This is a genomic window from candidate division KSB1 bacterium, from assembly GCA_022562085.1.
Lineage (GTDB): Bacteria > Zhuqueibacterota > Zhuqueibacteria > Oceanimicrobiales > Oceanimicrobiaceae > Oceanimicrobium.
Genome location: JADFPY010000081.1, coordinates 1 through 14,629, shown reverse-complemented (window position 1 = coordinate 14,629; position 14,629 = coordinate 1). Strand labels below are relative to the sequence as shown.

Annotated in this window: 13 protein-coding genes; all 13 read right to left on the bottom strand. The window is 42.7% G+C overall.

Features of this window, described 5'->3' with window-relative positions:
- Window positions 1-1,045 precede the first annotated feature (1,045 nt).
- A complete protein-coding gene (locus IH879_09240; GenBank protein ID MCH7675125.1) occupies window positions 1,046-2,305 on the bottom strand; it encodes an adenosylhomocysteinase in 1,260 nt (419 codons plus the stop codon).
- A 54-nt stretch (window positions 2,306-2,359) separates the two neighbouring features.
- Window positions 2,360-3,496, bottom strand: coding sequence for a methionine adenosyltransferase (locus tag IH879_09235; protein MCH7675124.1), 1,137 nt, complete (start codon window positions 3,494-3,496; stop codon window positions 2,360-2,362).
- A gap of 70 nt (window positions 3,497-3,566) precedes the next feature.
- Complete coding sequence (locus tag IH879_09230; protein MCH7675123.1) at window positions 3,567-4,625, bottom strand: bifunctional phosphoglucose/phosphomannose isomerase; 1,059 nt, start codon at window positions 4,623-4,625, stop codon at window positions 3,567-3,569.
- A gap of 6 nt (window positions 4,626-4,631) precedes the next feature.
- Window positions 4,632-6,404: a phosphoenolpyruvate--protein phosphotransferase gene (ptsP, locus tag IH879_09225; GenBank protein ID MCH7675122.1), complete on the bottom strand. Its 1,773-nt coding sequence runs from the start codon at window positions 6,402-6,404 to the stop codon at window positions 4,632-4,634.
- 11 nt (window positions 6,405-6,415) lie between these two features.
- Window positions 6,416-6,682 (bottom strand): HPr family phosphocarrier protein, encoded by a 267-nt coding sequence (locus IH879_09220; GenBank protein ID MCH7675121.1) that lies wholly within the window; start codon window positions 6,680-6,682, stop codon window positions 6,416-6,418.
- A gap of 8 nt (window positions 6,683-6,690) precedes the next feature.
- Window positions 6,691-7,533 (bottom strand): PTS mannose/fructose/sorbose transporter family subunit IID, encoded by an 843-nt coding sequence (locus IH879_09215; protein ID MCH7675120.1) that lies wholly within the window; start codon window positions 7,531-7,533, stop codon window positions 6,691-6,693.
- Window positions 7,443-8,129 carry a PTS sugar transporter subunit IIC gene (locus IH879_09210; protein MCH7675119.1) on the bottom strand — a complete coding sequence of 229 codons (687 nt, stop codon included), beginning with the start codon at window positions 8,127-8,129 and terminating at the stop codon, window positions 7,443-7,445. The genes IH879_09215 and IH879_09210 overlap by 91 nt, the downstream gene beginning before the upstream one ends.
- A gap of 30 nt (window positions 8,130-8,159) precedes the next feature.
- Window positions 8,160-9,143 (bottom strand): polyprenyl synthetase family protein, encoded by a 984-nt coding sequence (locus tag IH879_09205; GenBank protein ID MCH7675118.1) that lies wholly within the window; start codon window positions 9,141-9,143, stop codon window positions 8,160-8,162.
- 265 nt (window positions 9,144-9,408) lie between these two features.
- On the bottom strand, window positions 9,409-10,107 hold the full coding sequence (locus tag IH879_09200; GenBank protein MCH7675117.1) for an ABC transporter ATP-binding protein: 699 nt from the start codon (window positions 10,105-10,107) through the stop codon (window positions 9,409-9,411).
- Between the two features lie 33 nt (window positions 10,108-10,140).
- Complete coding sequence (locus IH879_09195) at window positions 10,141-11,520, bottom strand: TolC family protein (GenBank protein ID MCH7675116.1); 1,380 nt, start codon at window positions 11,518-11,520, stop codon at window positions 10,141-10,143.
- 245 nt (window positions 11,521-11,765) lie between these two features.
- Complete coding sequence (locus tag IH879_09190) at window positions 11,766-13,019, bottom strand: ABC transporter permease (GenBank protein ID MCH7675115.1); 1,254 nt, start codon at window positions 13,017-13,019, stop codon at window positions 11,766-11,768.
- An 18-nt stretch (window positions 13,020-13,037) separates the two neighbouring features.
- Window positions 13,038-14,270, bottom strand: a complete 1,233-nt coding sequence (locus IH879_09185) for an ABC transporter permease (GenBank protein MCH7675114.1) — start codon at window positions 14,268-14,270, stop codon at window positions 13,038-13,040.
- A 97-nt stretch (window positions 14,271-14,367) separates the two neighbouring features.
- Window positions 14,368-14,629 (bottom strand): hypothetical protein (locus tag IH879_09180; protein ID MCH7675113.1); only part of this gene is annotated, 262 nt, incomplete at its 5' end.

Genomic DNA, 14,629 nt, shown 5'->3' with positions numbered 1-14,629 from the left:
AGGACAATATCTTGCCGGCGGTTCTTCTTGATTTGTGCATTTTTTACCCTAAGTTTTGAAGGTTATGACATTTTTGAATTTAATTGCTACATTAATTTCTTCGGTAACCCAAAGCGCAAACTTTAGATAAATATTACATTTTTTTAACCGAAGTTACATTGTTGTTAATAATCAAACGGTTTACTTTAAGTTTGAAGAAATTCGTTTGACTTTCTTAACAGGACACAGCGACGATTCAAAGAAACGCATTCGTCAGCTTATTGTGCAGCATTTATGTGAAGCTACAGGTGGTCCGTGCGTCTATACCACGAAAACTAGTCATGATGGGCAGGGGATTACGGAAATGTGTGAAACGCTTCGATAAATCATCTGATCGCTGCGCTGGATAAAATTAAAGTATCTGAGAAAGAAAAAAATGAGGTAATCGGAGCTATAACAGGTTTTAAAATGGATATTGTGCAAAAACAAATGAACATGAAATAATGTCTGCTCAAGCCTGTCTTCAGAAAATATTTACTGTGGGCAGAACCGGTTATTTAGGTCGTCATCTTATTCCTAAGTTAGTGGAGCAGGTCACCACATCCAAGGGTTGGTGCGTGGGTCTTCGGTAAACAGGCTCACAGAAGGTTGTGAAGTCTCAATTGGAGATGCTTCTTGACCGACGGATACATTTGTGCATTTGGTGGGTGTATCGCGTCAAAATCTGCTAAAAGCTGACCCGTCCCGAAAGATAGATTCGGCATCTGTTCAGGGTGCAGCCGAAGCAACTATCAAAGCCGGAATTCAGCACTATGTATAGATCAGTGTCGCGCATCCGGCTCCGGAAATGAAAGCGTACATCACGGTAAGGGTTGAGTCTGAAAAGATTATTCAGGAGAGTGGTTTGAATGCTACCAATCCGTACAAAATTATTGAAGATTTTGCCGACAGCAGAAATCAGTAAAAGATCGGGACCGGTTAAAAAATCTAGTAGAAGTTAATAAATAAAAAAGCCTCATGCTTTGATGGCATGAGGCTTTTTTAATAGGTGCTCGTTTAGAATTAATCAGGTTCCCATTTCCCAGGACGCCAAATAATGTTTCTGCTCCTCGGTCAACTCATCGATTGTAATGCCCATCGATTTGAGTTTCAGGGTTGCAACCCAATCTTCGATTTCCTGAGGAACGTTGTAAACTTTTGCCTCAAGATTGCCCGCCTCCTTAATCGCCCATTCTGTCGCCAAGGTTTGGGTGGCAAAACTCATGTCCATAACCGAGGCCGGATGGCCTTCGGCAGCAGCTAAATTGATTAGCCGGCCTTCGCCGAGCAAGTTTATCCTGCGACCATCATCCAAGACGTACTGGTCAACAAAGTTTCGAACGTTTTTGCGGACTTCTTTTGCAAGCTCAGTTAAGCCTTCAATATCCAACTCAACATTAAAGTGGCCGGAATTTGAAACGACCGCCGCATCTTTCATTAAAGCGAAGTGCTCTTTACGAATCACGTGAATATCGCCAGTTAGCGTTACGAAGAGATCGCCGATTTGTGCAGCTTCTTTAATGGACATCACGCGATACCCTTCCATGACGGCTTCAAGAGCACGTACCGGATCGACTTCGGTCACAATTACATTCGCACCCATACCTTTTGCCCGCATGGCAACACCTTTTCCACACCAACCAAAGCCCACCACAACAACATTCTTACCCGCCAATAAAATGTCTGTGGCACGAATAATTCCATCTATGGTTGACTGACCCGTGCCATACCGATTATCGAAAAGATTCTTAGTTACGGCGTCGTTCACCGAGATTACCGGAAACTTAAGCGCGCCATCCCGCTCCATCGCTCGCAGCCGAATCACACCGGTAGTTGTTTCTTCCATACTGGCGACCACATTCGCACTAATTTCAGGGTAATCCGAAAGAATCTTGGAAACCAAATCTGCACCGTCATCCATGGTCACAACAGGTTTATGCTCAATGGCGGTATTTATATGCTGGTAGTAAGTTTCATTATCCTCGCCGGTAATCGCAAAAACCGGGATATCATAGTCTTTAACCAAAGATGCAGCAACGTCGTCCTGAGTTGAAAGAGGGTTCGATGCGCATAAAACCAAGTTCGCACCTCCTGCTTTTAACGTGCGGGCCAGATTTGCTGTTTCTGCTGTCACATGCAAACACGCAGACATATTTTTGCCTTCCAGCGGCTTTTCTTGGGCAAATTTTTCACGAACCTGTCGCAGAACCGGCATGTCATTCTCGGCCCATTCAATTCTCCTCTTCCCTTCCGGTGCTAAGTTAATGTCCTTTATATCGTAATTCACAAAACCTCCTGTTAATTAATCGATGATTCAAATTTTATTTCAAATTTCAACATCTTAGCCCTCGGCTAAGTCTTTCGCCTTGTCCGTTTTTTCCCAAGTAAACCCATCTTCATCGCGGCCAAAATGCCCGTAAGCAGCGGTTTTCTTATAAATCGGTCGGCGCAGATCGAGCATTTCTATAATTCCCTTTGGGGTTAAATTGAAAGTCTTTGCAACACGATTGGCAATTTCCTCATCAGGAATTTTTCCCGTTCCAAATGATTCGACACAAATTGAAACCGGCGCCGCCACACCGATTGCGTAGGCTAATTGAATTTCACATTTATCTGCGAGCCCGGCCGCCACGATGTTCTTCGCGATATATCTAGCGGCATAAGTTGCGGAGCGATCAACTTTCGTTGGATCTTTTCCGGAAAACGAGCCGCCGCCGTGCCGTCCGTATCCTCCATAAGTGTCCACAATAATTTTTCTTCCCGTTAAGCCGGTATCGCCATGGGGACCGCCGACTACAAACCGGCCGGTTGGGTTGATATGATAAATAATACTGCTTTCATCAAAGAAATCGCTGGGGATGACAGGCTTGATAACTTTAGTGACAATATCATTATGTATAGTTTGCTGATCAACGTCAGGGTCATGCTGAGTTGAAATAACAACCGTATCCACTTTTACAGGCCTGCCGTCTTCATAACGAACGCTCACCTGCGACTTCCCATCCGGTCTGACATAAGGAAGCGTGCCAGTCTTGCGCACTTCTGCCAAACGCATGCATAGTTTATGAGCAAGCATAATCGGCAAAGGCATCAGTTCCGGTGTTTCATTAGACGCATAACCAAACATCATTCCCTGATCGCCCGCCCCATCTTTGTCTACTCCCAACGCAATATCAGGAGATTGCTGCTGAATAGTGTTGAGCACAGCGCAGGTCAAATAATCAAATCCAAAACTGGCGTCCGTGTAACCAATGTCTTTAATAATTCCACGAACTAAATTTGGAATTTCAACATAGGTTTTAGTAGTGATTTCGCCGCCAACCATCGCCATGCCGGTGGTGACGTAGGTTTCACACGCGACTCTTCCAAAGGGATCCTCTTCAAGAATCGCATCGAGAACACCATCGGAAATTTGATCGGCAAGTTTATCCGGATGTCCTTCAGTTACAGATTCAGACGTGAAAATCATGGAGGACATGAATGACTCCTTTCAATTATTTAGAATGTGATTTCAATTTATTATAACGTTTTTTAAAAATAAAAATCTGCTAAGCCGCCAACAAGCCTTGCTTCAAGAAATCGATGTTTTCAATCGATGTCGGGTCGACTTGATTCTCTACGGCCAGGTACAAACTTACCAGATCACCCAAATAAATCAATGAAAATATACGAGTCAGTAAAGATTCTCCCCGGCTTTTGATTTCTATGATAGAATCACCCGTGTGCTTTTCAACGATTTTTCGAGTCAATTCCATTCGTTTGGTAATTTGAGAATGGTCATCCCGATCTTTTAAATAAATGATTTTGAATTTATTATTAAGATCATCCAAAGGCCCCCAACCCATCACCTCATTATGATTAAGCTCAGGGAACACATTAGAAAAAGCCAGGACTTTACTGTTTTCCGAAAGTTGGCCCTTCCAGCGCCAGGTCACAGGTTCAAATCCAGCTATCGAGGCGTAAACCAACGGAATTTTGCCTTTTAGCGAACGACTGATTTGTTTCGCAAAATTATCTTTTTCATCCGGATCATATTCAGTTGCTAAATTCTCGAGAACTTCGATTGTTTCTAAAATATCTGATTCAGGATTCGCGATCTGTCCGGTTAAAAACAAGCAATAGAGGATCGGAACCAATAAATAACCCAGGGCAGCTCTTGGTGGATATCCCGGTGGCGCTGAAAAAATCGGGTGGTTATTCAAGGCTGCTTTATCGCCTAAGGTTCCACCGGAGGTCACACAGATAATTTGCGCTTTTCTTTGATAGGCATCTTCATAAGCGGCTAACGTTTCTTCGGTATTTCCCGAATAACTGCATACAATCACCAATGAGCTTTCATTTATGAAATTAGGCACCTGATAATATCTATTCACAAAAAAGGGGATATTCAACTGATTATTCAAACAGGACCGAACCAGGTCTCCGCCAATGGCTGAGCCGCCCATTCCGCAGACACATATGTTTTGAATTTTTTCGTTATTTAAAGAAACCTTGGTAGACCTGGCAAGGTCGAGCGCATGCTTCAGTTGTTCGGGAAACTCAAGGATCTTCTGCAACATTCCGTCTGCATCAAATTTTGCAATTTCCGTTCTATTTATATTTGTCATTCTTTCTCAAAAAATCAAATTCTTAAACTTTTTCCGTACAACTTTGGTCATAAACCGCTCCACCTCCGAGGGCCTGTCAAATTGCAGAACCTTCTTGGCAATTCGAGCCGCTTCGCGGTACTCCGTTGAACGAATAATCTTTTTTATTTCCGGAACCGCTATCGGACTCACGCTAAATTCATCTAAATCCATACCGATTAAAATCAAAGTGGATAGCGGGTCGCTGGCCATTTCACCGCACATACCAACCCAAACACCTTCCTGATGGCCGGCCATAATGATTTGTTTGATCATTCTCAGAATTGCCGGATGCAGATGCTGATACAGATAGGCAATGCGTTCGTTTCCACGATCAACAGCTAACAGGTACTGGACAAGGTCGTTTGTTCCAATACTAAGAAAATCTACTTCCTTAGCTATTTTGTCGGCTAACAGAGCAGCAGATGGGACTTCAATTATAACACCGATTTCAATATCAAGGTCGTATTTAATGCCTTCTTTTTGCAGTTCCGATTTTGCGTTCTCTAGTGCTTTTTTACATTCATGAACCTCATCTAATCCGGAAATCATGGGAAAAAGGATTTTTACATTCCCAGCTCCGCTGGCTCTCAGGATTGCTCGTAATTGGGTTTTAAAAATATCTTTTCTTTCCAGGGAAATTCGAATCGCGCGCCAACCCAAAAAAGGATTTTCCTGAGGCGGAATCAAAAAGGATTTTGGTAATTTATCACCGCCCAAATCCATAGTACGAATAATGACAGAATCCGGGGAAATCTTTTTTACAATTTTTCTGTATTCCTGAAATTGCTCCTCTTCAGTTGGTAATTCCTTTTTTGTAAGGTAAATATAATCGGTGCGATAGAGTCCAACGCCTTTTGCCCCATGTGATTTTACCGACTCCGCTTCGTCACTGAACTCTAAATTTGCTGAAAGCTCGATTTCCTTACCATCGATAGTTAGACATTTTAGATCGCGAATTTCGTCCAGCTTTCGATTCGTATCATAATACTTTTCCTGCAATTTCCGATAGTGGTTTATAGTCTTTTCATCTGGCTGGATGAGCACTTTGCCTTCGTTGCCATCGATGACAATTCGATCTCCTTCCTCAACAAGGTTGAAAATCCGCCGAAGTCCCACCACTGACGGCACTTCCATTGAGCGGGCCATGATAGCCGCATGAGAAGTCCGGCCACCTAAATCAGTTGCAAATCCCAAGACTTTCCGCTTTTCCAGCATGACTGCATCTGAAGGCGTTAAATCATTCGTTACAATGACGGCTGATCCGGAAAGTTGATTCAATTGATCGGTGCGGTCTCCTTGAATATGTCGAATCACCCTTCTTTTAACGTCCCTTAAATCAGAGCTTCGGTTTTGAAAATGGTTAGTAGAGCTTCCATTCAAAGTGTTCTCATATTTTTGCATAATATGAAAAAATGCAAATTCAGCACTCTTATTTTCTTTTTTTATACTATGAATCGTTTCCTCAATAATCACACTATCTTCAAGTAAAAGTTGATGAACATCAAATATTTTTGCATTTTCCAGGCCTACCTTGCGAACCACTTTGCTCTGCAAAGACTTTAACTCGCTCTTTGACTTTTCAACGGCCTTCACAAATTTCTCAACTTCAGTATCTACACTTGAATCGTCTACGATTGTTGGATCAATACTGATTGATTCGCTTTTAAGCTTAAATACTTTTGAAATAGCTATACCTGGCGATGCAGGAACACCCTTCAAAAGGTATTTACATTTGATTTTATTATTTTTAACGGCCACTTAAAACAAACCTACTCTTCATTAAACTTGTTGTCGATTAAATCAATTAGCGCTTTTATCGCTTCCTTTTCATCCTGGCCCTTTACAGTGATGGTCAATTTACTTCCCATTTCCGCAGCTAACATCATCACCCCCATAATACTCTTTCCATTCACTTCATGATTGTCCCTGCCAAGGTAAACATCAGCCTCAAATTTCGCGGCCGTGTTGACAAAAAGCAATGCCGGTCTTGCATGAATTCCCAGTTTATTTTTGACTTGAACAACTTTTTGAACCATCTGAAATTCTAATAAATTAATCCACCGACAACCGTACTACCCAAAATCAGAACCATTAATGCAACAGGAACTGAGACATTCAATTTTAACAAAACCAGCATCAAGAGAAGTCCGGTTAAAAATGCCGCTCCTTCCGGAAAATTTGTTATAAAATCTGAAAACCCAAATATACTTATCATTACTCCTGTGAATAAAGCAGCGAACTTATCAAGGTTGACAAAAACCCCTTTGTACTTACTCAAAGAGGCAAATTTTGCAAGATCAAATCCAAGTTTGTATCCAGTTAGAAGCCCCTTTACCCTCATATAAAAATGAGGCAAATTATACAAAAAAAGAAATGCACATAAGCCAAGCGCTTTATTATAAAGGGTAAGTCCCAGGCCAAGCATGGCCGCAATCGGTTTAAGTTTGCCCCAGAATAATTGGTCTCCAATTGCTGCTAACGATTCACTCATGCGTTTTTTGAAGTGGTCAAGTTGTTTCGCGTCGAACTTAGCCCCGTGAATCGACTCTACTTCCAATTTTATTATTGCACCCAGGATCCAGGTCGCCATATAAGGGTGCGTGTTAAAAAACTGTAAATTCCTTTTGAGAAACTTGGCCCGGTCCTCACCTTTAGCAAAAGCCTTTTTAATAAATGGCACCAAGCAAAAGCAATAACCTAGGCCCAACATTCGTTCAGAATTCCAAGCGGCCTGAATATAAAACGAGCGATAAATTATTCGAATAAAATCAAACGGTTCTAAACGGACCATATCGATTAGTATATCCAGACAATTAACAAAGCAATCGCCGACATCACCGTTCCCATCAAAGTGTACCGAAAGGTCGTTCTTTTCAGAAACAGCCAAAACATAGCTCCCAAACCAGCACCCAAGAGTGTCGGCTTTAGAAACGGCAAGCTTATTTGAAACGGAAAACTGAGTACAGCGGATTGCACAATATATTTACCTAAAAAAAAGGAAATAGCAGAAAATAAAATACCAAAAAACAATGAATTAAGAACTCCAAAGTAATTCAGCCGCGAAATTTTAGCCATATCTCCATTTTCAGCCGCGAGGTCTGCCTGGATCACTAAAATCAGATTCAAGCGACGGCTCCAATTCTGCAATGGAATAGATACGCGGCTCAGTACCACAGCATACAAAATCGCAAACAATAAAATCGAATTAGTCTGATCGGGAAAAACCTGGTTAAGTTTCACGACCAGACCTGCGGAAATGAACGCCGCCAAGTTTCCTAAAGAAACCCTTGCTCCGCCGACTGGCAGCTCCACCAAATAGGGTAACTGTAATAACACCCCGACCACACATCCCAAAGCCAAATCGCCCATCAACATACCGGCAATCGAGCAAGCGATCAAGGGCTGGGATACCATTGATTGCCAAGCTGAGTCCGTGTCGGCAGAAACAATACCGCCCATCAAACAGAATAATAGAATATCCATTTCCATCTGTATAGAAAAGTAACCGATTAATTATGCGTTACGAGTTGAGACGTACTTCAGAAAGCTTAACAGCAACTCCTTACCTTGAGTCGAATGAAGTTCATCGAGATTACTTTGTGCGGAAAGAATATAATCGTTAATTGCGGACTTTGCTGCTTCAATTGAGCCGGCTTTTTCAAAGAGGGATTTAACTTCGTTGATTTGCGCTCGATTAATTTCCGGTTTCGTCAACAAAAATCTCAATTTTTCTTTTATATTTGAATCGGCCTTGGATAAAGCGTGTACTAACAAGTAGGTTTGTTTTTTTCGCATGACGTCGCTGCCGTAAGTTTTACCCATTATGGCTTCATCAGAGGTGATGTCCAGCAAGTCATCTTGAATTTGAAAACCACAGCCCAAATTATAACCGAAGTTTCCCAATGCTTGCACTTCCTTTTCATTGCCGGCGCCGATAACGCCGCCAAGTTTCGCTGAAACATTTAAAAGCCGCGCCGTCTTTTTTCCGATCATAACTAAATAATCATTGAGATTCACATCTCCATTCGTTTCAAATTCTAAATCAAGAGCCTGGCCCTCGCAAAGCTCGACGACCCCATCGGTAAAAACATTGGCTAATTGGTGAATTTTCGAAGATTGGGTTCGCAGCAAAGATTGAAAGGCTAGCGCAACAAGCCCGTCACCGGCAAGAAGAGCGATATCCGAATCCCATTTTTTATGTACCGTCGCCCGTCCTCTCCGGGTATCGTCGCGGTCCATAATGTCATCATGCACCAAAGTAAAGTCGTGCAGCAATTCAACTGCAACAGCAGCATCCCAACAAGTATCAAGATTGCCACCCACTGCTTTGCACGAAAGGGCCAATAGAATTGGCCGAATCCGTTTTCCGCCTGCCTCTAAAACGTACTGGATCGGATCATACAAAATCGGTGGATGATGTCCATCCAGAACCTGGAATAACCTTTGGTCAATTAGCCGTCTCCACTCTTGAAGAAGAAGTTTAAACTGGTCATCCACCGATTAAAAGTTTTTTAAGTTTTAAGTTTGCCTTATTGAGTTTTAGGACAAAAAAATACAGATTTTTTACGTCATAATCAAGCAAAACTTTTTCGATATATTTTGTTGAATTTATTTAATTTTAAGGAGTTAGGAAGGAAACTGCTTAGTAAATAATGGAGAATTAATGACTGCTCAATAAGCGTTGCAGTTTTGAGGGCTTTTCACACAGTCTGTCAAATCCCTCAATGAAAGGGGTACAAGTCCGTGTAGGAGAAAATATTATTTAATTTAAATGTTTTCCGTTTTTCTTAATCTCATCGCTCTCTATTAAACCATCGCGCAGGCGAATAATCCGGTTGGCATGCTCTGCAATGTATGCTTCATGTGTCACGAGTATAACCGTGTTACCCTGCTCGTAAAGCGATTGAACAATTTCCATGATTTCTTCGCCGGTCTTGGTATCCAGGTTTCCTGTGGGTTCATCAGCCAAAATGATCGAGGGATTATTTACCAGCGCCCGGGCAATTGCCACTCTCTGGCGCTGCCCCCCGGAAAGTTCGTTTGGCTTATGATCGACGCGGTCGCCAAGCCCCACGCTTTCCAAAGCTGTCCGTGCTAAATCCTTTCTTTGCGAAGAAGGAACGCCAGCGTAAATCAGCGGCAGCTCCACATTGTGCAAGGCCGTCGCGCGCGGCAGCAAGTTAAAAGTTTGAAAGACAAATCCTATTTTTTTATTGCGGATGGAGGCCAATTGATCGTCGTTCATTTGGCTCACATCCTCACCGCCGAAATCGTACAAACCCGCGGTTGGCGTATCAAGACACCCAATAATATTCATCAAAGTAGATTTACCGGAACCGGAAGGTCCCATAATCGCGACATATTCATTAGAATCGATGCCGAGATCAATTCCGCGCAAAGCAGGGACCTCGACCGTACCTAATTTATAAATTTTTTCAAGAGATTTGATATTTATTAGCATTGTCTTATAAAGTTTAGATTAACGTTTAGGAATTTAATTATCTTGTTCAATAATTCCCATTGCAGCTTCTAATTGGGCCTGGGCAATCATTGCATCATACTTTGCCCTAACTAAAGTGACTCTGGCACGAGTTAAAGAAACTTGTGCTTCCGTAACCTCTAACTGTGTGCCGGCGCCGACTCTGTATCTTTCATGAGCTAAACGGTATTCCTCTTCGGCAGCTCTTAAATTTCTTACATTTATTTCTGATATCTGATGGAAAGCCTGCAGGCTGATCATAGCCTGCTTGACATTCAAATGCATACGACGGTTTTCAGCGATCCAACTTTCTTTTGCAATTGCATGATTTGCACTTTGCCTGCCTGCCTCAGCTACATCTGAGAATCCATTAAAAATATTAAAACTGACCTGCCCTCCTAACGAAATACTGAAGTTTTTATCAAAACCACCGTAAACACCATTAAATTCACTGTTGTTTCTGGAATAGGTTGCCTGTATGCCAAATGAAGGCCAATAGGCACTTTTTGCTATTTTCATACCATACTCAGCACTGCGCATATCGTTTTCAAAACGCTTCAAGTTGGGATTATTTTGTTCGGCAATTGTCAGCGCCTCTTCCAACGGGTACTTTGAAGGATTCGTGGTAACCCCGGCTTCCACAATTTGCAGGGGTGTGTCCGGATCGCGCCCCATGACCACATTCAAATTAGCCCGCGCAATCTTCACAATATTTTGCTGAATAATATAACTAATTTCATCGGTTCCCAGTGTTACCTCAGAGCGATAGACATCGATCTTAGCTACGGAACCAATTTCGAACATACTCTGAGTTCTGTTCAGTTGCTCATTGCTTCTATCGACCGCTAATTTATATTCCCGCTCTAAATTAGTGGCTTTGAGCAGCTCAAAGTAACGTTGTTTCACGGTGCTATAAACATCATATCGTGCTGAAGTCAAGCTATTTGATGAGGCTTCAAAGGAGGCTTTCGCTTGTTTGATTGAATTCCAGCTGCGCCCAAAATCGAAAAGTGTTTGCGTGTAAGATATTTGAGCGAAATGAGAATTTCTCTCGGAGCCTTCCTGAGTTATGGTACGTTGCTCAACGATTGATTCACCGGTTGTTGAATCGATGCCAACCAGAACATCACCCAAAAAGGTCGCATCTCCCTGTTTTTGTCTACTGGACGAAAAAGTTGTTTGAATTCGCGGCAAAATACTTGAATAGGACCCCATGACGTTTGCACCCGAGCGATCCACTTGAGAGGCGGCAATTTTAAACTGCGAGTTATTTTTTAAACCCATTTCTATACATTTTTCAAGAGTCAAGACTTTGCCATTTTGCGCATAAGACATATTAGCTACCATTGCCAAAATGGTTAAAGTGAATAATACTGATTTTATAGACTTAAACATGATGTGCTCCTAATCTGTTTACTTGTAAAAATTTTGTAGAGAGGTTTTAATAGCCGAAATCAGAATTGTTGTTCTAAAAACGTAACTTCTTTGAAAAAGTTTCGACTGAAAATTATTCTATTAATTTGATTAACAATCTTTTGTATTAGAGTCTACGAAATTTAAAATGTTGCAGCGCAGTTTATGTATTTGTGAGCTTGGCTTTCACATTAGACAATCATCACTTCATTATATTCCTTATGGCCTCACTCATACCTCAAGGCCACAATTGGATCGAGTTTGGCCGCCTTTTGCGCCGGGAATATCCCGAAGAAGAGTCCGATACCTACGGAGATTACTACCGAAAAAATAAGCCATCCAAGCGGCAGCACAAACGGGAATCCCACCAATTTTGCGATAAGTAAAGCCAGGCTAATTCCAACCAGAATACCCAGGATACCGCCGATGCCGGACAGGGTGGCGGCCTCAACTAAGAATTGCCATACTATCTGGCCCCGGGTTGCGCCAATGGCTTTGCGAATGCCTATTTCGTGTGTACGTTCAGTCACTGAAACCAACATGATCACCATCACGCCGATGCCTCCCACCATGAGCGCGATTGAAGAAAGCACAACCAAAGCCAGAGAAACTTTGTCGGTGATATTTTGAGTAAATTCGATGACCGCATCAATTGAGATAATAGCAAAATCATCCGGCTCAGCCAGCGGTACTTTGCGCCGCATACGCATCAATGCCCGCATGCTCTCCGTAACTTCGTCCACATAGGCCATGTCATCCACAATCACGTTAATCTCAAGTCCCTGGCGGCGAAACAAAAAATCACGTTCGAAAGCAGTGTAAGGAATGATCATAAAGTTCTCGGCAAAGCCGCCGAAAATGGTTTTTCTATCTTCAAACACCCCCACGACTTTGTACTCTCTACCCTGAATCCGAATGTTTTTCCCAATGGGGTCTTCATTTTTGAACAAAGAGTTCGCAGCTTTCGCGCCCAGTGTGACGACCTTGCGGCGGTGATCTTCCTCAAAGGTTGTGAAGTACCTGCCTTCGCCCACATTCATACTTTGGATTTGCAAAATCGGTTGATTCGAACCTATCATGTGAATCAGGTTTGCCTTTCGTTCTTTATATTTTACGGACACACTTCTTTGGTATTCAACTTCGACGCCGCGTACATGGGGCAGCTCCTCCAAAGCAAAGGCGTCATCAATAGTAAAGTTCTTTCGCTTCTCCCATTCCTTTGTCCCCTCACCTGCCAGAAAGTTAATTTTTTGCAGCGACAAGATCGGCGTGTTTTCAGCGCTTATTGAATCGCGGATGAAGTTGTTGAGACCAGACACCGTCGCGACCATTCCCAGCAAACTTGCGACGCCAATTAGGACACCCAGAATCACCAGGCCGGAACGCATTTTATGACTGCGCAAAGTGGACCATGCTTCGTTTAAGGCTTCATTAACTTGCGCTACGATGATTTCGCGAGATTTAGATTGTTCTTTTTTCATTCGTATGATTTATATTTTTTATTCATATCTCAATGCTTCTACAGGGTCTAACCGAGCCGCTTTTCGCGCCGGATAGACTCCGAAGAATAAACCAACGACAAATGAAATGGCCAATGCAACAAGGATCGACCACAATGCAATACGATAAGGCAGAGGCGTGAATGCCGCGACTAGATTTGCCGCAGTAAAGCCGAAGGCGATGCCGATGACGGCACCTGCTGTTGTCAACACCACGGACTCGATAATGAATTGCAACATAATGTGGCGCCGTCTTGCACCCAGGGCTTTGCGAATACCGATTTCCCGAGTTCGCTCAGAAACCGCCACCAGCATGACATTCATGATAATGATGCCGCCGACTACTAAAGTTATGCTTACGACACCAACCAACGATCCAAAAACCGCACGACTGATGTTTTCCCATAAGGAGACAAGATTCTCAGAAGTTGTAATGTAAAAATCATCTTCTTCAGATGGTTTTAGTTTATGCCGAATACGCATGGCTATCCGGGCTTGCTCTTGAGCCGCCTCGAAAGTTTCCATGCTGGCCGTTCGTATCGGAATGGAAAATGAGCGCCGCCGCGAACCAAATTGCTTCGTAAACGTGGAGATTGGGATAAAGGCGAAGACGTTTTGATTTGAACCGAGAATTGAGGATTTCTTTTCACATACACCGACAACAGTGTAGTGACGACCGGCAATTTTCACCGTCTTTAATAAGGGTTCATCTTCAGGGAACAAACTGTTGGCGACGTCCCAACCTAACACGCAAACATTCCTACGCCGCAGTCGATCAATTCTAATAATATGGCGGCCTTCTTCTAGTGGAAACTCGCCAATGGCAGAATATTCTTCGGTACGACCTCGAATGTCCACTTCTTCCACGAACCGCCGGCCACGTTTAATTCTTTCATTGCGACTGATTGAAGCATCCGTAAATTCAGCAAGCGTTACTTCATGACGGAGCGCTTCCAAATCATCCAGGGTTAGTTTAGGGTTTTTCAGAGATTTGAGGAATTTATCGAAATCAGTTAGAATTTCCCATTCATTGACACGCTTAATTGTAAAAACATTACTCCCTTGCGAAGCAATTTTTTCCTTGACGTACGAATCCATGCCATCCACCACAGAAACGACCGCGATAATGGACATGATGGATATAATGACACAAAGGATCGTTAATGATGACCGCAGTTTATTCGCCCAAAGTGCCATTAAGGCGATAACAATGTTTTCCCAAATCAGTTGCATCTCTTATTTGAAGATAGTTTGCAGTTTCGAGTCAAAGTTACGAGTTTTATTTCCATTCTAAATTAGATTGGAACTAAAAACTTTAAACTCGAAACATTTACTCCCGATTCTTTTTCTTCTTCTCGACCTTGACCGGATCTTCGTTGCGCAGACGTCGAAGCGCTTTAAAAGGTCCAATTACGACTTCGTTGCCAACTTCTAACCCTGAAATCACTTCAAAAAAGCGGTCGCCCGCGATGCCAGTTTTTACTTTATGAAATGTAACTTTACCATCATTAATCACAAACACTCCTTGTGATTCTTCTTCCTTGGTCATATCATTGGCGGCTTCGGAGGTTCGGCGTCTTCGTGCTCTCTTC

What these genes read in the sequence shown, in the direction of transcription:
- IH879_09235 (MCH7675124.1), bottom strand. Translation starts at nt 3,496, where the DNA reads ATGTCCTCCATGATTTTCACGTCTGAATCTGTAACTGAAGGACATCCG.
- IH879_09230 (MCH7675123.1), bottom strand. Translation starts at nt 4,625, where the DNA reads ATGACAAATATAAATAGAACGGAAATTGCAAAATTTGATGCAGACGGA.
- IH879_09220 (MCH7675121.1), bottom strand. Translation starts at nt 6,682, where the DNA reads ATGGTTCAAAAAGTTGTTCAAGTCAAAAATAAACTGGGAATTCATGCA.
- IH879_09210 (MCH7675119.1), bottom strand. Translation starts at nt 8,129, where the DNA reads ATGGATATTCTATTATTCTGTTTGATGGGCGGTATTGTTTCTGCCGAC.
- IH879_09200 (MCH7675117.1), bottom strand. Translation starts at nt 10,107, where the DNA reads ATGCTAATAAATATCAAATCTCTTGAAAAAATTTATAAATTAGGTACG.
- IH879_09195 (MCH7675116.1), bottom strand. Translation starts at nt 11,520, where the DNA reads ATGTTTAAGTCTATAAAATCAGTATTATTCACTTTAACCATTTTGGCA.
- IH879_09190 (MCH7675115.1), bottom strand. Translation starts at nt 13,019, where the DNA reads ATGAAAAAAGAACAATCTAAATCTCGCGAAATCATCGTAGCGCAAGTT.
- IH879_09185 (MCH7675114.1), bottom strand. Translation starts at nt 14,270, where the DNA reads ATGCAACTGATTTGGGAAAACATTGTTATCGCCTTAATGGCACTTTGG.